Raw genomic sequence first — 22,352 nt, forward strand, 5'->3', positions numbered from 1 at the left:
TGTCAAGGTCGCGAGGTGAAGCCCGTCACTCCGGCGGCACGGTCATCGACGCCGGGAGCCACCGTAGGAGGAAGGCGCGGAGGTCGTCGTCGTCCGCGATGGACGGATCGTCGAAGAGCACGACGGACAGTCCGAGACGAGTGGTGATGAGGACGATGTCGTCCAACACCTCCGCGACCCGAGGGTCGAGTGCGGTCAGCGGGGACAGTAGATCTCGCACGACGGGAATGGCGTGCTGGACGACATCGGGATGCAGCACCGGGTTGATACCGTTCAACCGCAGCAGCGCTCCCATCGCGGGAATGTCGCGCACCGCCCGCCGACCACCGATCACCATCTCCACGACGTAGTCGCGCACGGTCTCCGGGCCGTCGAGGCGCGACCGGATCTCGGTCATGACCTCGACCGCCAAATGCTCCATCGTGCGGGTCACCAACACCTCGCGCGTGCCGAAGATGGAGTACACGGTCTGTCGGGAGACCCCGGCAGCGGCGGACACACCCGCGATGGTGACGCCGTCGAAACCGTGCTCCGCGATCACCTCGAGGGTGGCCTCCATGATCTTGCCGCTCGATCGCATGGGACCAGTGTGCGGGATCCTCACGTCAGCTGCGGTCGCGCCGAGCCACCTCGAGCTCGAACCCGGCCGGCATGAGGGTGAGGCGTTCCTCGATGGCGAGCTCGTAGCCCGGATCGGGAGCGACGTCGAAGGTCTGGAGGATCGTGCCCAGCACCAGCAGCGACTCGTGGAGAGCGAACTGGCGCCCGATGCAGGCACGCTCGCCCGTGCCGAACGGCTTGTAGGCGTGCGGCGGCCTGGCCCGCACGTTCGCCGACAGGAAGCGGTCCGGGTCGAACACCTCGGGATCCGGCCCCCAGACGGGATCGCGATGCAGACCGGGGATGAGCACCAGGGCCCAGTCGCCCGCTGCCATGGGACGCCCGCCGACCGTCGTGTCGTGGCGTGCCTCCCGCGCGTAACCGGGGGCCGTCGGCCACAGGCGCAGTCCCTCGTCGAGAACCCGTCGGACGAAGCGCAACTTCGCCACCTGCTCGAAGGACGGCGTGTCCGCACCCCACACCTCGTCCACCTCCGCACGCGCCCGAGCCCACATCTCGGGATGCCTCGACAGGTAGTACAGGGCGAACGACAGTGAGCCGGAGGTCGTCTCGTGTCCGGCGATGAGGAAGGTGACGATCTGATGCCGGATGTTCACCTCGTCCAGCGCGTTGGGATCACCGTCGCGTGCCGCCTGGAGCATGATGTCCAGCAGATCGCCGTCGCCGCTCGTCTCGCCGTCGCGGCGGGCCCGCACGATGTCGTCGAGCAGCTCGGCCATGAAGGCCTTGTCGGCATCGTTCCGCCGTTCGCGACGCCGGAACACCAGGTCGCCGACGACGGGGAGCGGCAGCAGTGCGCGGCGCTGGTTGTGCTGCAGGGTCCGCACCATGGCCCGGACGAACGGGTGCGTCTCGGCGCGGGTGAACGAGTCGAAGCTGTAGCTGAACCCGGTACGGCCGATGGTCTCGAGCGTCAACTTGGTCATGTCCGAGGAGACGTCGACCCGATCACGGGACGACCAGTGCGACACCAGCTGTCCGGCGACGTCCACCATGATGTCGTGGTAGCTCCGCATGGCCGACTGCGTGAACGCCGGCCGGAGGAGGTCGTGGGCCTTGCGCCAGTTCGGTTCGTGCGAGTACGCCGTGAACAGTCCGTCCCCGCCGATCGAGCGAAGTCCGGCGACCGCGGGTGCCACGTGCTTGACGAACCGCGACTCGTCGCTGAGTTCCTCCACGAGATCGGCGCCCGACACGATCACGAACCGGCGCCCCAGGACCACCCGCTCGAAGATGGGGCCCAGCTGCGCGGCCAGCGCCACCGAGTCCTGCACCGGGGTGCTCGCGTGTACGCCCAGCACGTCGCCCAGCACCGGGAGTCGTCGAGGGGGATGGGGAAGCGGAGAAGTGGACGAGATCGTGGTGACCACGGTCGGACCCTTTCGCGTGGGTGGCCGGCGTACTGAACCGGGATACAACAGCGGACGGTACCCCCTACTGAACGCGTGTCAAGTATCACGAGGAGTCCCGTAACATGGCGCAGGTCATGACCACTCCCCGCAAACGCCTGTCACCCGATCAGCGTCGGCACCAGCTGCTCGAGATCGGGTCACGACTGTTCGCGGAACGGCCTTACGACGAGGTGTGGATCGAGGAGGTCGCCGACCTGGCCGGCGTCTCGCGTGGGCTGATGTATCACTACTTTCCGTCCAAGAGGGATTTCTTCGCCGACATCATCCGGCTCGAATCCGCGCGGATGGTCGAGATCACGGCTCCCGACACCACGCTGCCCGTCGAGCACCAGGTGTCCGCCGGACTGCGCGCCTACATCCGCTACTCCACCGATCACGCTCACGGACTACGGGCCATCAATCGAGGAACGATGTCGGGCGACGTCGGTATCCAGGCGATCCTCACGGCCGAGTTCGAGACGCAGCAGCAACGGATCCTGGCGGCTCTGGGACCCGACGACGGCGCGGACGAAGTGACGCGGGTGGCCGTGGCCGGGTGGGTGTCGTTCGTTCGCGCCGTGTGCGTGGACTGGGTGGACCGGCAGTCGATCTCGGCCGACGAGGTGCATGATCTCTGCATGCGCGCACTGCACGGACTGCTGCGCCGTTCCTGAGAGGAGGACGCGTGACCGACACCGGTGCGGACTCGCGACACCTCGACGATCTGCGTCGTCTCCGTCGAGTACGGGATCGAATGGACCGCGAGTACGCCACGCCACTGAACCTCGAGACCCTGGCGCGCGACGCGCACGTGTCCGCGGGGCACCTGAGCCGGCAGTTCCGCGCCGCGTACGGAGAGTCGCCCTACGCGTACCTGATGACGCGGCGCATCGAACGAGCCATGGCGCTGCTCCGGGGGTCGGAGAGGTCGGTGACGGAGATCTGCTTCACCGTGGGGTGCTCCTCACTGGGCACCTTCAGTACCCGTTTCTCCGAACTGACCGGACTGTCCCCGTCCGCGTATCGGCAGCAGAACCAGTCCACGGAGGTCGGCGCGCCGTCGTGTGTCGAGAAGGTGGTCACCCGACCGATCAGGAATCGAGAAGCGGACCGCGTAAGGCGAACCTAGTGTCGTCGCCATGACACTCACCATCGCCTCCAGCTTCCTCCCGCAGGACGATCCGGAGGCCGCACTGGCCTTCTACCGCGACCTTCTCGGCTTCGAGGTCCGCCTCGACGTCGGGTACGAGAACCTGCGGTGGCTCACCGTCGGCCCGCCCGGGCAGCCGGACACCGCCATCGTTCTGACACCGCCCGCGGTGGACCCCGCCATCACCGAGGACGAGCGCCGCACCATCACCGAGATGATGGCCAAGGGCACGTACGGCGGCATCCTGCTCGCGAGCGACGACCTCGAGGCGACCTTCGATGCACTCCAGGCCGCGGATGCGGACATCGTGCAGGAACCGACCGACCAGCCCTACGGGATCCGGGACTGCGCGGTGCGTGATCCCGCGGGCAACCTGATCCGCATCCAGCAGCGTCAGCGGTAGTCGCTCAGATCGAGGTTCGCGTCGTCCGAGCCGCCGAACCTGCCGGCCAGCGCTCGCACCGGCGCCGAACCGGCCAGTCGCACAGCAGAGTTGAAGACCGCGAGCCCCACTGCCGTCTTCGGGTGCGCCAGCCTCGGCGTTCCCGGCGGCAGCGACTGCACCGTGTCGACGAAGGGACGCATCCGCGCGTCCCACGCCGTGAACGCTGCCCGGTGATCATCGGTGCGGGCGAGTTCGGCGGCCAGTACATAGGCACCGGTGATCGCCAGTGTCGTGCCCATCCCACTCACCGGAGTCGCGCACCAGGCCGCGTCGCCCACCATCGCGACCCGGCCCGACGACCACCGTGGGGCGTGGACCTGAGCGAGACGGTCGACGTACAGCTCCGAGGCGGAATCGAGCGACTCCAGGATGCGGGGAGTCTCCCATTCGGCGCCGGCGAACGTCGCCCGAAGGGCGGCGACGACCTCCGACTGCCCTGCCCGCTCGAGGCCGGTCGGCCCCGACAACCAGGACAGGCTGAAGCGCGTGGTGCCCTGGTTGTCCGGGCGCAAGCCGGCCACACGTCCGCCGGTCGCGTTGTACCAGCGCCACCATGCATCGTCGTCCGAGGTGCGGGGGAGCACCCCGTAGGCGGTGTACAGCCCGAGATCTCGCGTGACGGCCTCGCCGGGAAAGACGATCTCCCGGCTCCCGGACCGCACTCCGTCGGCGAACACCACGAGGTCGTAGCGCTCGGGAGCGCCGTGCTCGAACGTCACGTCGACACCGTGGGCGTCCTGATCGCAGCCCACGACCCGGTCGCCGTAGCGGTACTCGACGTCCGGTCCCGACGCGTCGACGAGGATGCGCGCGAGTTCGCCGCGGAGGATCTCCAGCTCGGCCGTCGCGCCTCCGCTGTCCGCCGTACCGGCCGGGAACGTCGCGATCGTCGCGCCCCGTCGATCGACGAACCGGGTGCCCTGTTCCGTCGTGGTTGCGGCGAAGAGAGCGTCCTCCAGACCCATGCGGCGTACGACCTCGCGGCCGGGACCACGAATGTCGATGTTCTGCCCGCCGAGCCGAGGCGACGGAGCGCGCTCGACGACCGTCACGGCACGACCCGACCTCGCGAGCCAGTACGCGAGGGTCGGGCCGGCGATGCTGGCCCCGGTGATCAGTACGCGTCGTTCCACAGTCACGATCTTCGCCTTCCGTGCTCACGACCTGTGAGGTACAGGAAGGACCTCGTCGACCGACGGTACGTCGGTCGACGTGCTCAGGCACGGTGTCCAGGTGATACCAGATACTGGTAACGAGACGTGTTGATGTGGGACGAGTAGATCGTTGCAGCTCACGGGAATTTTGTTGGTAGAGTTCATGTCGCTGAAGCCGGGATCGTGTGGCCGCGACGACGGGGTCGTGACGTGGACCGGCATCTCGGCGAGCAGGTCACGGGCGGCTGCGACGGTTAGCCGACCCGCTTTAGACCTAGGCCGCTACAACACTCAACGAGGCCACTCCGCCCTCGGCGGACAACCACCCGTCAGCCGGGCTCGTCGCGTGACAACAACGCGTCGGGTCACTACAACTAGTCGCTCGGGTGACGATGCCGGTTCATGGCGTCAAGTCCAAGTGTCGGCGGCTGTCGCGCTTGAGGAAGGCTCTCGGGAGTACGGCTAACTCGCGAACTGCTTCGCTCTGAACTTCACCGTTGCCGTTGTGCCACTCGATGCCAATGCCGACGTCGAAGCGAATCTTCTAGCGGACCAAGGGGAACTCTCATTTCGAGTAGCAAACCACTTCAATCCGCAACTAATGGGTATTGGTAGCGGCCCGGTTTCACAATACCAAATGGCGATCTGCGCAATAATGCTCGTCTGTTTGAACTTGTCCTAGTTCAACGCCGATAACCGTTGCGCTATGCCGGGCTTGCGGACCCGTGTAGGGCGGCCCGAAGGGCCTTCGCGTTGCTATCGAGATCGGCGGCAGGCCACCTGGCGTCGGATGGCCACAGGTCCGGCATTCGATCGTGTCGGAGCCTGGGGACAATGTGAATGTGCAGATGAAACACGGTCTGACCGGCTGATGATCCGTTGGATTGAATGATGTTGACACCGCTGGCGCCTGTGGCGGTTCGCGTCGCTGCAGCGATGTGGCGGGTGGTGTCGGCTAGAACGTGAGCGGTGGCTGTGTCGAGTGAAAATATGTCTGGGATGTGGACGTAGGGGATGACTAGGACGTGCCCCAACACAGCTGGCACGTCCGGCAGAAAGGCGAGCACCTGGCTGGTCCGCAGGATCTCCCGGGCCGGAGCATCGCCATTCGCTATCAAACAGAATGCGCAGCCATGGGCGGGGGTGGCCGCGATCGGTGACGGCATCCGTTGACTCCTATTACTTGGGTCGATTTGTGGGCGGGGTTGTACCTACCGTTGTGGTTGTGGTTGTGGTGCTGGTAATGGTCGTCGAGGTGGTCGCCGGTGCGGGTGTGGTGTCGGCATTGGTGGTCTGGCCACTGAGCACTAGGAGTGTCGTGATGACGCACGTAACTACAGCCAGTGGGGCGTAGAACAGGGAGAGGCTGATTGACCTGCCGGTTGCGAACCATGCGTGTCGGGTGACGTAACCGCGGGGGTCAATCTCAAAGTTATGCAGCGTTTTCGAGGCTACGTCGCGGTAGATGTCTCGGAATGCGCGTTCTTGGCGCAGATAGTAAGTATCGAGGATCCAGAAGGCGGCGATGGGAATTAGGGCGGCGAGGGCCACTCCGAATTGCTGACGACTGATGGCGAACCCGATTAGGGCCGATGACAGGGTGACTGCCCACCCCTTCATGAGGAACGAGTTGTTGGCGAGGCGGGTGATGACTGCCTGCACGAAGTCCATGTGCTTGTGGTGGTCGGCACGGTCGATGGGCGGCTGGGGTGGCCCTGCGGCGGGAGGTTGAATGTTCGTCATCAGACCCCTGGTCGGACGAACGAGCTTAGGCGTTGCGATGTGCCGGACGGCGATATTGCGATCGGACCCAGATTTCCTGGGGAAATCTGTTGTTGTTCGATTCTGGGGTAGAGGCCTATGTACTCATCCCCGGTAAACCGGCCGCCGCTTGAATTGTCTATCGGGAGGATCGAGACCCGTTCCCGGCCTTTGCGGCCGTCGAAGTATCCCAGTTCCCAAGGCATCCATCTCGATGCCTGTGCGTTCTGTGACGTCGCGTAGATCAGAGTGTGTGATCGGTCCATTTGCCTGCGAAGCTGTGAGGCTGTCGCTGGCGACACCTTCTCGCGGTCGAGTTGAGTGTCGTCAATCCAGTCCACGTACACGGTGAGCCCTTTGCTCTGCAGCCACTCCCGTACCCCGAGGATCACCCGAGCATCGCGCACGCTATGGCTGAGGAACACATCGAACGTCCCAACGGCTGCTTTAGTCTGTAGGCCGAGGCTGGTGGCCGCAGCTGATGCCGTCACTGCGCCAGCTCGTTTGGTGAAGAAGCTTTCGTCGTAGATAGTCACAGCCGGGTGACGCCCCGCTCGGCCCAGGAGCCAATGTTGCTGCGGACCTGCGCGTAGGTGGCTTGAGTGTCGATCCTGCCCGCCCCGTCGCGGCGGGTGGGGTCGAACAGCGGGATGCGTCCTGCTCCGATACCGGCGGCGACGAACGGGTCGGCGCCGATCGAATCCGACGTCCCCATTGAGGACAGGCCGTGGATGCGAACACCAACCATTGGTCGCCGGTCGTTCCATGCCTTAATGATCTCATACTTGACCCACGGGCGGGTTGAGGTCTGTTGACCGACAAGCACGATGACCGCGCGCTTGTATCGCATTTGGTCGTCGATCCAGGTCTCGATGGCCTCAGGGCCGCGCCGTCGAACGGACTCCCATTCTTGCGAATTCAAAACGGGCTGCCCCTCGAGCGCGTCAATGTTGCGTACCAGCTGGACTCGATGCACGTCGCGGTCGTAGTGGAAACTGTAGAAAACGGTTTTTGGCATGTACCTCTCTCCAATCACGGCGAACCCAGTGTTATGTGGGGCGCACCAAGCCGGTCGCCCACATCCGGATGGTGACCCACCTGTCCGAATCGTGCCCGATTCTTCCTGATTGCACAGTGCGTTTGTAGTTCCACTGTCGGTGTCGTCGAGGAGGCTGATGGTCGCGGGGCGATGCGGCAGGGTTCACTCAATATACAAGTCCACACGGGGCAGAGCGGACGGGAAAATGCGACTCCGGGCGCGACACCGACGGTGAGCGTTGGGGGATGTCGGGGGTTGCCAAGGATGGTGGCTGCCCCGGGTTGAGTTGATCCGGTGTAAATGTCTAGTCCTGTGAGACTGGGGGTGTCGAGCCAGATGCGGGTAGCTGACCCGCGCCGGAAGGCGCGTGAGAACTTTTCGATGGGTATGCGGGCGGGGACTGGGTGGCCGGCCCTGAGGAGGCGGCGGGTGTGGGCTGTGAACGCGGGGACGAGCCACAGCGGTCAGGACACCTTCAGAAGGACGTTCGTTACGTCAATCCGAGCACTGCGCGAGGGAGCTCACCGTGACGGAACCAGGCGACATCGTGGCCCAGCCAACACGGAATGGCATGATCGCCAGGGTGTGGAACAAATCTGGCTGGCTCGCGGGACCGCACACCGAACTGCTCAGGGTTGTCGAAAGCGCGGACTTCGACCCCGAGTACATCGCTATCTGCCTGTCGTCACGACTGACGGACCTAGTTTCGTGCCGATAATCGACATTATGTCAACTATTGTGAATCTCCCGCCCCCTACCGCGCCAGGTACCTCGCCAGGTGCAGTCCACCCGAGAACGTCCGCGTCTCCACCAACTCCAGACCCGCCCACTCGTCGAGCGCCGTGAAGAACGGCGTACCGGCGCCCACCAGAACGGGGTGCGTCATGATCACGTACTCGTCGATCAGCCCGGCCCGCATCGCAGCCGCGGCCAGTGTGGCGCCGCCGATGTCCATCGGGCCACCGTCGCCGGCCTTCAGGCGGACGATCTCCGCCACGGCGTCACCTGTGACGAGCCGCGCGTTGCCCTCCACCGCGTCCAGGGTCGACGAGAACACCACCTTGGGCATGTCGCGCCACCGACGGGCGTACGCGACGTGCGCGGGCGTCGCCCCTGGCTGCCGATCGGCCGTCGGCCAGTGCGCGTTCATCGCCTCCCACAGCCTCCGCCCGTAGAGCGTGAGGCCCGTCGAGTCGACGCGGTCGGACCACCACTGGAACGCCTCGTCGCTCGGCACGCTCCAGCCGAGGTCGCCATCGGGCGCCGCGACGTAACCGTCCACACTCGTGTTCATCGCGAATCTCAGTGTGCGCATGACGTTTCCCCGTCAGCGGCGCACATCGAACACCTGCTTCTGGACACCGTTGCCGTAGACCTCGTGCTCGACGAGCGTCAGCACCGTGGTGTCCTTGTCCGTGTCGCTGAACAGGCGCAGTCCGGCGCCGAGCAGCAACGGGAACACCAGCAGGTGGTATCTGTCGACCAGCCCGGCGTCGGCCAACGCACGTCCCAGCGTCGCGCTCCCGTGCACGAGGATCGGTCCGCCCTCGGTCTCCTTCAGCGCGGCGACGTCGTCGAGTGATCGAAGAACCGTTGCAGGCCAACGCGAATCATCATCATCGAGCGTCGTCGAGACCACGTACCGCGGCATCGCGTTGTATCCGGCGAAGTCCTCCATCGTCGGCCACACGGGCGCGAACGCCTCGTAGGATCGGCGACCGAGCAGCAGTGCGGCGGCCTCCCCCTGCTCCCGCCCCTTGATCTCGTACGCGGCCTCGTCGAACTCGACGTCCGTGAAAGTCCAGCCCGCGTTGCGGTATCCGGCCTCTCCACCAGGCGCCTCCATCACGCCGTCGAGCGAGACGAACGCGGTGACGATCAACGTGCGCATGTGCACTCCTTCGTTCCCGGTGGGCGCTGGTCGGCCCACGAACACTCTGACCGACGCGCACCCCGAAAGTCATCGGTTGCGCCACACCCCGGATCGCCTGTAATACTTACCCTCATGGCTAACCATACGGCAGAACTCGACGCCGTGCTCACCGCCCTCGGAGATTCGACGCGGCGAGCAGTCGTCCGGCGTCTCGGTGCCGGTCCGGCAAGCGTCGGTGAACTGGCGGCGCCGTTCCCGATCGCGCTTCCGACCTTCCTCAAACACGTCCGCAGTCTCGAGTCGAGCGGGCTCATTCGCACGGCCAAAGTAGGACGCGTCCGGACGTGCACTCTGCACAGGGAACGACTCGACCTCGTCCAGGACTGGCTCGACGATCAACGACACCTCTGGGAGAGCCGCACGGATCGGCTCGAACAACTCGTCACCTCCCCGACTCCGACGGAAGAAGACTCATGACCGCGCTCCCGATCGATCCTGCCCTCGACCTCGTACTCGATCGCGTCATCGCGGCTCCTCGTCACCGCATCTGGGAGGCATGGACGAACTCGTCGTTGCTGTCACAGTGGTGGACACCGGCACCCACCGTCACTCGGGTGGACCACCTGGAGGTGCGACCGGGCGGGGCGTTCGTCACCGAGATGAGCGACGACGGAACGACATTCGTGCCCCACACCGACGCCGTGTTCCTCGTCGTCGAGCCCGACACCCGGCTGGTGTTCACCAACACTCTCGACAGCGGGTGGCGCCCCGCGTCGCCGCAACCGGTCGCGATGTCAGCGGAGATCACGCTGACCCACCACCCGCGCGGCACTGCTTACCGGGCCGTCGTCCGTCACGGAGATCCGACGACACGCGATCGTCACGCGAGCCTCGGGTTCGCGGAAGGGTGGGGCTCGGTCACCGCAGCACTCGCCCGGCTGGTCGAGTAGTCGGGCGGCTGTAGCGTGTCGGGCGTGAACTCCTCTCGTACCCTCGGTGTCCTGCTGGCCTCGTCCGCGTCGCTCGTCCTGGTGCTGTCCGGATGCAGCTCCGACAACGACACGCCATCTGCCGCCACCTCCTCCAGCGCCGCATCCTCGTCCGCGGGGTCGTCGTCGACCGCAGCTGCCGAGTCGTGCCCCACCGCGGCGCCCGAGTCCGGTGCCGCGGCCGAGTGGGACCTCGACGGTGACACGGGCAGCATCGCGGTGACCGGGTCCACCGACGATGCCGCTCCCCTGGTCACCGTCGAGGCACCCTTCAGCGTCGCGGAGACGCAGGTGCAGACATTGCAGGCCGGCGACGGCCCCGTCGTCGCGGCGGACGCCACCGTCTCCGTCTGCTACATGGGCGTCAACGGACGCGACGGATCCACCTTCGACAGCAGCTACGAGCGCGGCGCCCCGGTCGAATTCCCCCTCGACGGTGTCGTGGCCGGTTTCCAGAAGGCCATCGCCGGCCAGACCGTGGGATCGACGATCGGCGTCGCGGTGACCTCCGCGGACGGTTACCCCAACGGTCAGCCGCGCGCGGGCATCCAGCAGGGCGATTCTCTGATCTTCGCGATCAAGGTTCTCGGCGTCAGCTGAGCAGCATGACGAGGGACGTGCCGGTCGACCGCGGACCGCTGTTCGACGGTGTCCGCATCGGCCGGCCGGCGACCGGTGCGTTGATCGACGCGGGGTATCGCACGGTGCACGACCTCCCGGCGAACCTCGCGACTTTGTCCGCGCTACACGGAGTGGGGCCGTCCGCGATCAGGCGGTTGGCCGAGGCACGCGACGATCGGCGATGAGGGGAACCTCGCCAGAATCGACGCGGCACTGCGGCACCGCAGGCGGAGACTCCGCACAACGATGCGCGAGAGGAGATCTGGGCGGTTCTGGGCGAGATCCTCGTCGACCGCCTCGTCGCGAACGTGTCGGCCGGCGAGCTGGCGTCGTCGCTGCGTGAAATCGACGAGCTCTGCGACCGAGTGGAGTCGTCGTGGACGGTGATCGATGCTCCCGATCTCGTCGCCGACCTCTGGACTGTGCCGGCGTACCTACGCCACTGCGCACCCTGGCTCGACGACGATGACAGGGCGGCGGTCCGCAGGAACGTCGGGTCCCCCTGGACCACAGCAGATCTCCCGGTCCTCGATGTCGCTCGTCGCCGCCTCGGCGATCCACGGGCGACGGCGATGCGCGCGCGCCGCGCTCGTGCCACGCTCGGTGCGCACCACCGGCGTGGGCGTCCGGCACGCCGACGTCGACGACCTGGCGGCGGTGCTGGACGAGCGGGCCGCGACGAGTGAGGGTGTGGCCTGCGTCATCGGGATGCCGTCTCTACCGGACACCGCGAGGATCCGATCGTCGAGCGCACGATCGGCGAAGGGCCTCGGGTTCGATCTCGTCGACCGGTCGAGTGCGGACAGCGCCGTCGATCGCTACGTGGCGATGACCCGCGCGACCCAGCAGCTCGTCGTACTCCGTTGATCAGCGGTCGAGGGTGATCACGACACGCACGCCCCCCTTGTCGGAGACCACCGCCTGTGCGCTCCCCCGATGCTGATGGCCCGCGATGTCGACGGTCACCGGGGCGGGGTCGGGATGGAAGTTGCGCCACCATGCCTTCTGACTCGGCGCTGCGACCATCACGGTCACCGTCTCGCCCGATCGCCGGTAGGAGACGGGCAGCGAGATCGCACGGCCCGACCGTCGACCGGTATAGGTGATGGTGGCCAGGCCACGCCCGAGAACGGCGGACAACACGGGCAGTCGCATCAGCGGTCGAACGACCTGGTTCGCGGCGTTGGCGACGGTCTGGAACGCGGTCATCTTCGTACCCCCTGCGAGCGTTGGATGTCGCCTCGCATCATGCCCCCGCGGGGGCCGGACGACACGCCGTTCGACCGGTGTTCGCGCCCCGTTTCCTGACTCATTCCAGAAAAGTCGTGCATACTGTTCGACGTGAGCCCATCGTCGAACTACCCGGAGATGCTGCGTGGTGCCGCGCTCCGAGTCACCCGCCCCCGTCTGGCGGTGCTCGACGCGGTGCACGAACATCCGCACGCCGACACCGACACCGTCTACGGAGCCGTTCGGGCCACCCTGCCCGACGTCTCCCGCCAGGCCGTGTACGACGTGCTCCACGCTCTCACCACCGCGGGACTGGTACGGCGCATCCAGCCGTCCGGCTCGGTCTCGAGGTACGAGAGCAGAATCGGCGACAATCACCACCATGTCGTGTGCCGCGCGTGCGGCACCATCGCCGACGTGGAATGCGCCGTCGGCGAGGCTCCGTGCCTCACTCCGTCGGAGGCCCATGGTTTCGTCGTCGACGAGGCAGAGGTCATCTACTGGGGCCTGTGCGAGAACTGCTCCACCAGCGTCAGCCCCTGATCTCGAGGCGCGAAGGCGCCGCGAAATCAGTTCATTCATCTTCTCTTGGAGGGAAACTCGTGTCCGAGGACCACACAACACGCGAAAAAGAGATGAACCAGGACCAGCCGCAGGACGCGTCCGGCGGCTGCCCTGTCATGCACGACAAGATGCCGATGCCGGTCGAGGGTGGCACCAACCACGAGTGGTGGCCCAAGGCACTGAACCTCAAGATCCTGAAGAAGAACCCCGCCGTCGGCGATCCGATGGGCGCCGACTACGACTACGCGGCCGAGTTCAACTCGCTCGATCTCGCCGAGGTCAAGCGCGACATCGAAGCGGTCATGACGAACTCGCAGCCGTGGTGGCCCGCGGACTTCGGCCACTACGGCCCCTTCTTCATCCGTATGGCGTGGCACGCAGCCGGCACGTACCGCAAGCAGGACGGACGCGGCGGAGCCGGAGCCGGCATGCAGCGCTTCGCACCGTTGAACAGCTGGCCGGACAACGCGAGCCTGGACAAGGCCCGTCGCCTGATCTGGCCCGTGAAGCAGAAGTACGGCCGCAAGCTCTCCTGGGCCGACCTCATCGTCCTGACCGGCAACGTCGCCATCGAGTCCATGGGACTGCCCACCTACGGCTACGCCGGCGGTCGCGTCGACGCCTGGGAGCCGGACGAGGACGTCTACTGGGGCCCCGAGCAGACCTGGCTGGGCGACGAGCGCTACGACGGTGATCGCACGAGCCTCGAGAACCCGCTGGCCGCCGTGCAGATGGGCCTGATCTACGTCAATCCCGAAGGCCCGAACGGCAACCCGGATCCCGTGCAGTCCGCACTGGACATCCGCGAGACCTTCGGTCGCATGGCCATGAACGACGTCGAGACCGCAGCACTGGCCGTCGGCGGACACACCTTCGGCAAGACCCACGGTGCGGCCGACCCCGATGCGCACATCGGAGCCGAGCCCGAGGGCGCCCCGATCGAGCAGATGGGCCTGGGCTGGAAGAACAGCTTCCAGAGCGGTGTCGGCGCAGACGCGATCACGAGTGGCCTCGAGGTCATCTGGACCCCGACCCCGACGCAGTGGGACAACACCTTCCTCGAGACGCTCTACGGCTTCGAGTGGGAGCTCTACAAGAGCCCCGGCGGCGCACACCAGTGGCGTCCGAAGAACGGTGAGGGTGCGGACCTGGTTCCCGACCCCGCCGACCCGACGAAGCGTCGCCATCCGTCGATGCTGACCTCGGACATCGCGATGCGCGTCGACCCGATCTACGAACAGATCACCCGTCGCTGGCTCGACCACCCCGAGGAGCTCGCAGAAGAGTTCCAGAAGGCGTGGTTCAAGCTCACCCACCGCGACATGGGACCGGTCAGCCGGTACCTCGGACCCGAGGTGCCGTCGGAGACCCTGCTGTGGCAGGACCCGATCCCGGCCGTCGACCACGAACTGATCGACGATGCACAGATCGCCGAGCTCAAGTCCACCATCCTCGATTCCGGACTGAGCACCGAGCAGCTCATCTCGACCGCGTGGGCCGCAGCATCGTCCTTCCGCGTCAGCGACAAGCGCGGCGGCGCCAACGGCGGTCGCCTGCGCCTGCAGCCGCAGGCGGGCTGGGAGGTCAACGAGCCTGACGAGTTGGCACAGGTCATCCGCGTGCTCGAGGGCATCCAGGAGTCGTTCTCCGGAACGGTGTCGTTCGCCGACCTCGTCGTCCTCGGCGGCGTCGCGGCACTCGAGAAGGCATCGGGCGTCAGCGTTCCGTTCACCCCGGGCCGCATGGACACCACGCAGGAGCAGACGGACGTCGATTCGTTCTCCGACCTCGAGCTGAAGGCCGACGGCTTCCGTAACTTCCTCGGCAAGGGCCAGAAGCTGCCGGCGGAGTACTCCCTCGTCGACCGGGCGAACCTGTTGTCACTCAGCGCACCCGAGCTGACCGTCCTCGTCGGTGGTCTGCGTGTTCTCGGCGCCAACTACCAGAACTCGTCGCACGGCGTTCTGACCGACAAGGTCGGCACACTGTCCAACGACTTCTTCGTGAACCTCCTCGACATGGGCACCGAGTGGGTCCCCACGTCCGAGGACGGCATCTACGAGGCCAAGGATGCTGCCACCGGTGCGACGAAGTGGACCGGCACCCGTAACGACCTGGTGTTCGGCTCGAACTCCGAACTCCGTGCCATCGCCGAGGTGTACGCCTGCGACGACGCGAAGGACAAGTTCGTCCAGGACTTCGTCGCCGCGTGGGACAAGGTCATGATGCTGGATCGCTTCGAACTGGCCTGATCTCGCTCCTGAACACCACACCACCCCCGCACCGAGTCCTCGGTGCGGGGGTGGTGTCGTCTCAGCGTCGGGTGCGGCGGACGGAGATGGGGAGCCCGGTCAGCGCTCTCGCCGCCGAGCCTGCCATGGCCAGACAGCCTGCGGCGCTGCGCCACGACGCCGCCACCGAGAAGACGGTCCTGGTGGCCGCGGGTCCCGGTCGGCGCCCGGCGAACCGGTCGTCGAGCCATCGGAGCGTCAGCGGGACCGACAGCGGCAGCAGCGTGATGTGCTCGCTCGTGCGATCGCGGACGTACTCGACCTCGGCGCCCGCATCTCGATAGCGCATCACCTGCCCGTCGACGTCGTCCACGGCGATGATCTGATCGTGCGTCGCCTGCAGGACGAGCAGCGGGAATCCGGGCGCCGAGCGGCCCGGCTGGATCTCCTCGAAGATCGTCACCATCTCCGGCCGAGCCATGACGTCGGCGATGGGAATGGTCGAGTAGGCGTCGAGGTCGAACCCGCGGAGCGCGATGATGGCTTGCATCGTGGTCATCTTGTTCGTCGACGCCAGCAGCTCGAGACCCTCTTCGGTGACGAACTCCTGCATGACGTCGTCCAGGGCCGGGTAGGTACGCCGCAGACCCTCGATGACGAGAGTCGGCAGCGCGGCGTAGCGGGTGGCGTTCAGCCGGAAGAACGCCGACGCCGGATCACCCACCGGCGACCCGAGAACGGCTCCGACGACATCGATCTCGGGTGCGTACTCCCCCGCGGCCTCCGCCGCCCAGGACGACGCGAGCCCGCCACCCGAGTATCCCCACAGTCCGACCGGTGTGGTCGTGTCGAGACCGAGCTCGTCGAACGAGAGCGCGGCCCGGACGGCGTCGAGAGTGCAGTACCCGGGCTCGAGCGGAGCACCCCAATGCCCCTCGGCGCCTTCGTGATCCGGGATCGAGACCGCCCAACCCAGACGCAGGGCGTGCAGGACGAGCAGGAACTCGTACTGCGGCACCGTGCCGCGCGCCCGTGACCCGAGCCGGAGCGCGTACGACGGGAACGATCGACCGGAGACGGCGTCGATGGCGCACTGATACGACAGGAGTGGTCGCGTCGCGTCGGGGACGGCTCCGGCGGGCAGCAAGACCGTGGTGACACTCACGCGTGGCACGCGCTCGAGGTCCTCGGTGCGATACAGCAGCTGCCAGGCCTGCACGCGCTGCCGCACCCGGCCGAACACACCGATGCGCACGGGTCTGGTGCGCAGGACGTCGCCGCACGCGGCACTCTCGAAACCGTCGGGCGCGACGTAGAACGGGTCCCGCTCCGGGGTGGTGACCGGGCCCTCGGACCAGTGCTCGGTCTCGGGCGGGCCGCCCGCGTCCCTGTCGTACTGCTCGATGCTCATGCCCACGGTTACCCCTGTCGTCGGGTCACACTAACCTTCCGGCCCGTGAGCAGGACCGATCAGCCCTCGACGGTGCCGGCGCGGGTGGCCGGATCGTCGTCCGAGGCCCGTGCGAGCACCGGGACGAGCGCGTCCACCGCGTACGGAAGGCTGAGGGGGCTGGCGAAACCGAGTGCGGCCGGCACGGTGGTCCCGAATTCGCCGACGTAGACGGTGCGGTCCTCCTTCACCACGTTCAGGCTCTGCAGCAGCGGATCACCGGCGACGTCCTCGGGAGTGACGCCCAGCAGCACGAGAGTCTGCTGATCGAGCAGGTCGTAGCGCTCCGGGCTCACCGTTCCGGTGGTCTCGGGCGTCGCGAAGCCGAGGTCGGTGAAGAACCTGTTCCGCGGGTCACCGCTGTCGAGGATGTAGAAGGTGCCGTCGAGATAGAGCGCGACCGCAGCGGTGCGGCCGGCGAAGGACGGGTTCTGGGTCGTGGCGTCTACGAACGTCGCGTCGACCTCGTCACGCACGGTCTCTGCCTCGGCCGTCTTGCCCAGGGCGGTTCCATACGCGGTCAACTGGTCTCGCCACGACGGGGTCTCCGACCCGTCCGAGCCGGGGATGTCGCCGACCGTCGTGGCGATCTGTCCGAGCTGCTGGTACTCGGGCTCCTCCAGATAGGCGTACGTCGCCATGATGAGGTCGGGCTCCGCGGCCGCGACACCTTCGAGATCGAGTGTGTCGCTTCCCACCTCGGGAATCGTGGCACCGTTCAGCTGCTGCTGGGCCCACGGTCGGGCGGTGTAGTCGTACCCCGTGAATCCGCGGGTGGCCACGGGTGTGACACCGAGAGCGAGCGCGAAGTCCTGGTCGTTGTACCCGGCGGTCACCAGACGCTCCGGCGCACCCTCGACCGTCACGGTCCCGAACTTGTCGGTGACCTCGGCCGGGAAGGCTCCCGACGCGTCCGCGGCCGGCGCCGAGTCCGTGTCCGACGAGCTGCACGCCGCCGTTCCGAGCAGAAGAACGGTGGCCGCGACGGACACACCGACGGAGACGCGCATGAAGAACCTTTCGGGGACGACTGGTGGAGCAGGCTTGCGGTAAGGCTACCCTCAGCTCAACGGGAGAGCTCGAGGGCCTCACCCAGTCGACGCCAGTCGTCCACCGGCGGAACGTTCATCGCGGATCCGAGGACCTGGACGAGGACGCTGGTGGCTCCCGCCTCGATGTGCTCGCGCACTCGGGCCACAGTCGCGTCGAGTCCGCGCGTCACCATCGCCTCGGCGAGCTTCTCGCTGCCGCCGCGGACGAAGTCGTCCTGCCCGAAACCCAGACGCTCCCAGTTGTTCCGGTAGTTGGGCAGCCCGGTGTAGATGTTCAGATGCGCGTGCGCGCGTTCGGCCCACACCTCCGCGTCGGTGTCGGCGACCGGGTCCACCACCGCCGCCTGCTCGACGACCAGTTCCGGGCGCTTCTCGCCGTCTCCGGCATCGAGGATCTCGCGGGCCGTCGCCGTGTGCTCCGGTGTGACGAGGTACGGATGCGCCCCCGCGGTGCGATCGCGGGACAGCTCGAGCATCTTCGGACCCAGCGCCGCCAGCAGTCGTGGTGGGTTCTGCTCTTCCCCCGCCACTGCTGCGGGTGCGTTGTCGAGTGCGTCGAGATACTCCCGCATCGCCGCGACGGGCTTGCCGTAGTTGTGACCGCGCATGCGCTCGACCAGCGGAGCGTGCGACACGCCGAGTCCCAGAACGAACCGACCACCCGAGACGGCATGCAGGGTACGTGCCGCCGACGCGGTCGCCACGGCGTCGCGGGCGTAGATGCTCGCGATGCCGGTACCGACGATCAGCGACGACGAGGCGCCGAGGTACATCTGCGCGGCGGTGAGCGCCTCGCGGCCGTAGGCCTCGCCGAACCAGAGCGAGTGCCAGCCCTGCGATTCCACCTCCCCCACCACGTCGGGAACCGCGGAGGCGGAGACCCCGTCGAGTGTTCCGGTCCAGATGCCGATCGTCGCGTGTGCCGTCATGGCGTCCAGTGTGCCCGCACTCGCACCCTACGAATCCGGGGGACCGTCGACGGTCTGCCGGAGCCGTTCGAGGGTGGCCGCGATGTGGTCGCCGTTGACCGTGGCGCGGTCGCGGACACCCGTCGCCAGTCCGCCGACGCCGACGAACCACCGCGGACGCCGGTCCCACATCCGCTCGGTCACCGTGGTCTCGCCGCCGTCGCCACCGCCGTCGATGTCGTAGCGCCAGTGCGCGATCGGCAGCGAGAACGGGCCGTAGTGCACGTCGAAGGCGAAGGTCACTCCGGGGTCGGCGGCGGTCACGGTGCATGTGGTCGACCATCGATGCAGACCGTTGCGGTTCCGACCGACGAAGGACGCACCCGGACGGGCGCCGGAGCTCCCCACCCACCGCATCGAGTGCGTCTCGTCCGCCAGATCGGCGAGTCGGTCGAGATCGGTCAGGAGGGCGTACACGTCCTCGGCATCGGCGCGGACCGTCACGGATCCGGACGCGAGCGGAGCGGTCGAGTCAGGCGTCACCGGTGCACCGTAGCGACCCGACAGCCTCGATGCGGGCGATCGACGACGGTGTCGCCTGAAGTCAAGAACGACGGCCCGCCGTCCGCGATGATCGAGACGTTGGTACCGCCGAGCTCAGGAGTTGTCATGTCGTCCTTGCCCCCCTTCCGCTTTCCCGGCGCCACCGCGCTCGTCACCGGCGCCGCCAGTGGCATGGGTGAGCAGATGGCCCACGAGCTCGCGCGACGGGGCACCGATCTGATCCTGCTCGACCGGGACGCCGATCGGCTCGCCGACGTCGCACGCGCCATCGAGTCCGCCTCACCGGCACGCAGCGTCGACGTCGTCGTCGCGGACCTCTCCGACCTCGACGCGCTCGGCGTGGTCATCGACGGTGTGATCGAGCGGCACGAGCGCATCGACCTGCTGATCAACAACGCCGGTATCGCGTTCGGCGGCTCGTTCGAGCAACTCACCGCCAAGGACTTCGACTCGGTGATGACCATCAACTTCCATGCGCCGGTGGACATCACCCGACGTCTGCTGCCGACGATGCGCCGATCCACGGGCGCGCACATCGTCAACGTGTCGAGCTTGTTCGGCATCGTGGCGCCTCCGGGGCAGTCGGCCTACTCGTCGTCGAAGTTCGCCATCCGCGGGTTCACCGAGTGCCTGCGCCACGAACTGGCGCCGACGATCGGCGTGACGTCGGTGCACCCCGGCGGCATCAAGACCCGCATCGCCGAGACGGCCGGTTCGGCCGCCGGAGCGACGGACAAGGAGATCGCGGACGGCAAGGCCACCTTCGCCAAACTGCTCACCTATCCCGCGGACAAGGCTGCACTCCGCATCCTCGACGGGGTCGAGAAGCGCAAGGGACGGGTCCTCATCGCCGCGAGTGCCCACACCGTCGACATCCTCGCCCGCGTGTTCCCGTCCGCCTACTACGCCGTGATGCGCCGCGGCATGTGACGGACGCGCTGCCGCTCTCAGGACAGATCGAGAGCGGCAGCGAGGTCGGTCTCCACCTGGTCCCTCGTCACGCCGAGACCACTGAGCAGCCCCGTCCCGTTCTCGAACTCCAGCATCGCGAGCAGCACGTGTTCGGTGCCGACGTAGTCGTGGCCGAGGCGCAGCGCCTCGCGGAACGTCAGTTCCAGAATCTTCGCCGTCGCAGCATCGAACGGAACGAGTGCCGGCGGCTCACCGTGCTCCCGCGCGGACGAACCTCGTGCCGAGACGGCGGCGCGTACGTCGTCGGGCGTCACCGATTGTGTCGCGAGCAGACGGGTGCCGAACGAGTCGGGGTCCTGCACCAGTCCGATCACGAGATGGTCGGGAGTGATCGACGACACCCGTTGCGCTCGGGCCTCGGTCTGCGCCGCCACCACGATGTTCTTCGCGCGCTCTGTGAAACGAGCGAAACCCTGGCTCGCGTTCAACGCCTCGTCGGCGTGCGGCCTGGCCACGAACTTCTTCTGCACGGCCTGTTTGCTCACTCCCATACTGCGGCCGATGTCGGTCCAGGACGCCCCGGACCGACGTGCCTGGTCGACGAAGTGTCCGACGAGGTGGTCGGCCACGTCGCCGAGGCGCTCGGCGGCGACGACGGCTCGCGAGAGCTGGATCAGAGGGTCGGTGTCGGTGCGGGAGACAGCGACGATCAGATCGTCGAGGCGCACACCGGGCGCGGGATCGGTGTCGGTCATGCGTCGACCGTAGAATGACGACCACCCATCGTCAACCCTGAGTTGACGATGGATGGTCCTGCGCGTTGCGGGTCAGGCGACTCCGGCGGCGCGTCGCACCGACCGACGCGGCGTCCCCGAGAGGGTCTTGCCGAGGTCGCCCCGCAGCGTGGTGATGGAGTCGAGAATGTAGTTCTGACGCACCAGCCACGGGCCGTGATCGCCCTGCCGGGGAAAGGCGTCGATCGAGCGCTGGACGTAGCCGGACTGCAGGTCCAGCAGCGGACGCTCCTCGAGCGGGCCGTCGGGCTGCGGGACGATGGACGCGAAGTCCTTGTCGTCCATGTAGCCGAGCACGCGGCACACGAGACGCGACGTCAGATCGGCGCGCAGAGTCCACGACGCGTTGGTGTATCCGATGCAGATGGCGAAGTTCGGGACACCTGTCATCATGGCGCCCTGCCACACGAACTGCTTCGACAGATCGACGGTCACGCCGTCCACCTTGGGCTCGATGCCGCCGAAGGCGAGCAGTTGCAGCCCCGTCGCCGTGACGATCACGTCGGCGGGCAACGAGGCGCCCGACTGCAGGTCGATGCCGTCGGGGCGCACGGAGGCGATGCGGTCGGTGACCACCGACGCCTTCCCCTTCTTCATCGCCTTGAACAGATCGGCGTCGGGGACGGCGCACAGTCGCTGATCCCACGGGTTGTACTCGGGCGTGAAGTGCTCGGCCACCAGCTTCTCGTCGCCCAGGATCTTGGTCGAGAGGTTGGTGAGGAGTCGCCGTGCCGCCTGCGGACGACGCCGGCAGAACTGATAGAAGCCGGTGCTGAACAGAATGTTCTTGACCCGGATCACGCTGTGCGCCAGGCCAGCCGGGAGAAGATCACGAATCTTGTCCGCCTGCTTGTCACGTCCGGGGACCGCGCTGATCCAGGTGGGTGAACGCTGCAGCATCGTGACGTGACCGGCGTCGCGCGCCATCGACGGCACGAGGGTCACTGCGGTGGCGCCACTGCCGATCACAACGACGTTCTTGCCGGCGTAGTCCAGATCGTCGGGCCAGAACTGGGGATGCACCACGGTGCCCTCGAACGTGTCGAGTCCCGGGATGTCGGGGTTGTAGCCCTTGGCGTAGTCGTAGTAGCCCGAGCAGCAGTACAGGAAGCCGCACGTCATCTGCTGCTGCGAGGTTCCCGACTCGTCGGTCACGTCGAGAGTCAGGGTCCAGCGAGCCTCCGCGGTGGAGAAATCCGCGCCGACGACGCGGGTCCCGTACCGGATGTGCTCGTCGATCCCGAACTCCGCAGCGGTCTCCTCGATGTACTTCAGAATCGAGTGCCCGTCGGCGATGGACTTTGCTTCGCGCCACGGCTTGAACTGGTAGCCGAGCGTGTACATGTCGGAGTCCGAGCGCACACCGGGGTAGCGGAACAGATCCCAGGTGCCGCCCATCGAGGACCGCGCCTCGAGGATGGCCCACGACTTGCCGGGATGCTCCGTCGACAGGCGGTAGCCCGCACCGACGCCGGAGAGCCCGGCGCCGACGACGATCACGTCGAGATGCTCGAGGGTGGTGTCGGTCGGGGACGAGTCGAGTCGATCGGTGGTGGACGTCATGACTCCAGTGTCCTCGTGCCACCACCCGATGGCTTGACAC

General features: G+C 66.9%; 27 protein-coding genes. 11 read left to right on the top strand and 16 right to left on the bottom strand.

The features are described from left to right. Positions 1-25 precede the first annotated feature (25 nt). Together BR07_RS0110360 and BR07_RS0110365 are read right to left on the bottom strand one after the other, a co-directional pair. Positions 26-580, bottom strand: a complete 555-nt coding sequence (locus tag BR07_RS0110360; RefSeq protein WP_027505391.1) for a TetR/AcrR family transcriptional regulator — start codon at positions 578-580, stop codon at positions 26-28. A gap of 25 nt (positions 581-605) precedes the next feature. Continuing rightward, complete coding sequence (locus BR07_RS0110365; protein WP_027505392.1) at positions 606-1,991, bottom strand: cytochrome P450; 1,386 nt, start codon at positions 1,989-1,991, stop codon at positions 606-608. Between the two features lie 116 nt (positions 1,992-2,107). Here BR07_RS0110365 and BR07_RS0110370 point away from each other — a divergent pair, with 116 nt between their 5' ends. The 3 genes from BR07_RS0110370 to BR07_RS0110380 are packed head-to-tail and all read left to right on the top strand — an operon-like array spanning position 2,108 to position 3,565. Next, positions 2,108-2,686, top strand: coding sequence for a TetR/AcrR family transcriptional regulator (locus BR07_RS0110370; RefSeq protein WP_027505393.1), 579 nt, complete (start codon positions 2,108-2,110; stop codon positions 2,684-2,686). A gap of 11 nt (positions 2,687-2,697) precedes the next feature. After that, a complete protein-coding gene (locus tag BR07_RS0110375; RefSeq protein ID WP_027505394.1) occupies positions 2,698-3,141 on the top strand; it encodes a helix-turn-helix transcriptional regulator in 444 nt (147 codons plus the stop codon). A 10-nt stretch (positions 3,142-3,151) separates the two neighbouring features. Next, complete coding sequence (locus tag BR07_RS0110380; RefSeq protein ID WP_027505395.1) at positions 3,152-3,565, top strand: VOC family protein; 414 nt, start codon at positions 3,152-3,154, stop codon at positions 3,563-3,565. Here BR07_RS0110380 and BR07_RS0110385 read toward each other — a convergent pair. The 7 genes from BR07_RS0110385 to BR07_RS0110405 all read right to left on the bottom strand — a co-directional run bounded on the left by BR07_RS0110385 (position 3,556) and on the right by BR07_RS0110405 (position 9,452). After that, entirely contained in the window at positions 3,556-4,746 is a 1,191-nt protein-coding gene (locus BR07_RS0110385) for an FAD-dependent monooxygenase (RefSeq protein ID WP_197027763.1), read from the bottom strand. The genes BR07_RS0110380 and BR07_RS0110385 overlap by 10 nt on opposite strands. A gap of 719 nt (positions 4,747-5,465) precedes the next feature. Continuing rightward, complete coding sequence (locus BR07_RS27880; protein WP_081821200.1) at positions 5,466-5,927, bottom strand: HIT family protein; 462 nt, start codon at positions 5,925-5,927, stop codon at positions 5,466-5,468. A 13-nt stretch (positions 5,928-5,940) separates the two neighbouring features. Beyond that, positions 5,941-6,504, bottom strand: a complete 564-nt coding sequence (locus BR07_RS26220) for a hypothetical protein (protein WP_155956986.1) — start codon at positions 6,502-6,504, stop codon at positions 5,941-5,943. After that, positions 6,504-7,058: a toll/interleukin-1 receptor domain-containing protein gene (locus BR07_RS26570; RefSeq protein WP_197027764.1), complete on the bottom strand. Its 555-nt coding sequence runs from the start codon at positions 7,056-7,058 to the stop codon at positions 6,504-6,506. Before BR07_RS26570 ends, BR07_RS26220 begins: the two co-directional genes overlap by 1 nt. Then, on the bottom strand, positions 7,055-7,540 hold the full coding sequence (locus BR07_RS0110395; protein ID WP_027505397.1) for a TIR domain-containing protein: 486 nt from the start codon (positions 7,538-7,540) through the stop codon (positions 7,055-7,057). Before BR07_RS0110395 ends, BR07_RS26570 begins: the two co-directional genes overlap by 4 nt. Before the next feature lie 775 nt (positions 7,541-8,315). Next, complete coding sequence (locus BR07_RS0110400; protein ID WP_027505398.1) at positions 8,316-8,876, bottom strand: dihydrofolate reductase family protein; 561 nt, start codon at positions 8,874-8,876, stop codon at positions 8,316-8,318. 12 nt (positions 8,877-8,888) lie between these two features. Then, a complete protein-coding gene (locus tag BR07_RS0110405; protein ID WP_027505399.1) occupies positions 8,889-9,452 on the bottom strand; it encodes a dihydrofolate reductase family protein in 564 nt (187 codons plus the stop codon). Positions 9,453-9,566: 114 nt separating this feature from the next. Between BR07_RS0110405 and BR07_RS0110410 the strand changes: the two genes are divergently transcribed. From BR07_RS0110410 to BR07_RS0110430, 5 genes are all read left to right on the top strand, one after another. Further along, a complete protein-coding gene (locus BR07_RS0110410) occupies positions 9,567-9,911 on the top strand; it encodes an ArsR/SmtB family transcription factor (protein WP_027505400.1) in 345 nt (114 codons plus the stop codon). Further along, positions 9,908-10,384, top strand: a complete 477-nt coding sequence (locus BR07_RS0110415; RefSeq protein ID WP_027505401.1) for an SRPBCC domain-containing protein — start codon at positions 9,908-9,910, stop codon at positions 10,382-10,384. Before BR07_RS0110410 ends, BR07_RS0110415 begins: the two co-directional genes overlap by 4 nt. Positions 10,385-10,399: 15 nt before the next feature. After that, positions 10,400-11,023, top strand: coding sequence for an FKBP-type peptidyl-prolyl cis-trans isomerase (locus BR07_RS0110420; protein ID WP_155956988.1), 624 nt, complete (start codon positions 10,400-10,402; stop codon positions 11,021-11,023). Positions 11,024-11,028: 5 nt separating this feature from the next. After that, a complete protein-coding gene (locus BR07_RS0110425) occupies positions 11,029-11,229 on the top strand; it encodes a hypothetical protein (protein ID WP_027505403.1) in 201 nt (66 codons plus the stop codon). 346 nt (positions 11,230-11,575) lie between these two features. Next, complete coding sequence (locus tag BR07_RS0110430) at positions 11,576-11,911, top strand: hypothetical protein (protein WP_027505404.1); 336 nt, start codon at positions 11,576-11,578, stop codon at positions 11,909-11,911. Here BR07_RS0110430 and BR07_RS0110435 read toward each other — a convergent pair whose 3' ends face one another. Next, positions 11,912-12,253, bottom strand: coding sequence for a nitroreductase/quinone reductase family protein (locus BR07_RS0110435; RefSeq protein WP_027505405.1), 342 nt, complete (start codon positions 12,251-12,253; stop codon positions 11,912-11,914). Positions 12,254-12,412: 159 nt separating this feature from the next. Between BR07_RS0110435 and BR07_RS0110440 the strand changes: the two genes are divergently transcribed. Both BR07_RS0110440 and katG read left to right on the top strand, forming a co-directional pair. After that, positions 12,413-12,817: a Fur family transcriptional regulator gene (locus BR07_RS0110440; protein ID WP_037185410.1), complete on the top strand. Its 405-nt coding sequence runs from the start codon at positions 12,413-12,415 to the stop codon at positions 12,815-12,817. Between the two features lie 92 nt (positions 12,818-12,909). Beyond that, complete coding sequence (gene katG / locus BR07_RS0110445) at positions 12,910-15,090, top strand: catalase/peroxidase HPI (protein WP_027505407.1); 2,181 nt, start codon at positions 12,910-12,912, stop codon at positions 15,088-15,090. Between the two features lie 61 nt (positions 15,091-15,151). On the opposite strand, the gene BR07_RS24115 is transcribed toward katG, so the two are convergent. Genes BR07_RS24115 through BR07_RS0110465 form a run of 4 tightly spaced genes read right to left on the bottom strand, consistent with a single transcriptional unit; the run spans position 15,152 to position 19,022 of the window. Then, positions 15,152-16,480: a lipase family protein gene (locus BR07_RS24115; RefSeq protein ID WP_051613239.1), complete on the bottom strand. Its 1,329-nt coding sequence runs from the start codon at positions 16,478-16,480 to the stop codon at positions 15,152-15,154. Between the two features lie 59 nt (positions 16,481-16,539). Further along, positions 16,540-17,529: an ABC transporter substrate-binding protein gene (locus tag BR07_RS24120; protein ID WP_037185413.1), complete on the bottom strand. Its 990-nt coding sequence runs from the start codon at positions 17,527-17,529 to the stop codon at positions 16,540-16,542. Positions 17,530-17,585: 56 nt separating this feature from the next. Then, entirely contained in the window at positions 17,586-18,500 is a 915-nt protein-coding gene (locus BR07_RS24125; RefSeq protein WP_037185417.1) for a TIGR03620 family F420-dependent LLM class oxidoreductase, read from the bottom strand. Between the two features lie 27 nt (positions 18,501-18,527). Continuing rightward, entirely contained in the window at positions 18,528-19,022 is a 495-nt protein-coding gene (locus tag BR07_RS0110465; RefSeq protein WP_027505408.1) for an SRPBCC family protein, read from the bottom strand. A gap of 126 nt (positions 19,023-19,148) precedes the next feature. Here BR07_RS0110465 and BR07_RS24130 point away from each other — a divergent pair, with 126 nt between their 5' ends. After that, complete coding sequence (locus tag BR07_RS24130) at positions 19,149-19,973, top strand: SDR family NAD(P)-dependent oxidoreductase (protein ID WP_037185420.1); 825 nt, start codon at positions 19,149-19,151, stop codon at positions 19,971-19,973. A gap of 17 nt (positions 19,974-19,990) precedes the next feature. Here BR07_RS24130 and BR07_RS0110475 read toward each other — a convergent pair whose 3' ends face one another. Beyond that, a complete protein-coding gene (locus BR07_RS0110475) occupies positions 19,991-20,710 on the bottom strand; it encodes a Clp protease N-terminal domain-containing protein (protein WP_037185422.1) in 720 nt (239 codons plus the stop codon). Positions 20,711-20,782: 72 nt separating this feature from the next. Further along, positions 20,783-22,312, bottom strand: a complete 1,530-nt coding sequence (locus tag BR07_RS0110480; protein ID WP_051613240.1) for a flavin-containing monooxygenase — start codon at positions 22,310-22,312, stop codon at positions 20,783-20,785. Between the last annotated feature and the right edge of the window lie 40 nt (positions 22,313-22,352).

The sequence above is a fragment of the Rhodococcus sp. UNC23MFCrub1.1 genome (assembly GCF_000686025.1).
GTDB lineage: Bacteria > Actinomycetota > Actinomycetes > Mycobacteriales > Mycobacteriaceae > Rhodococcoides.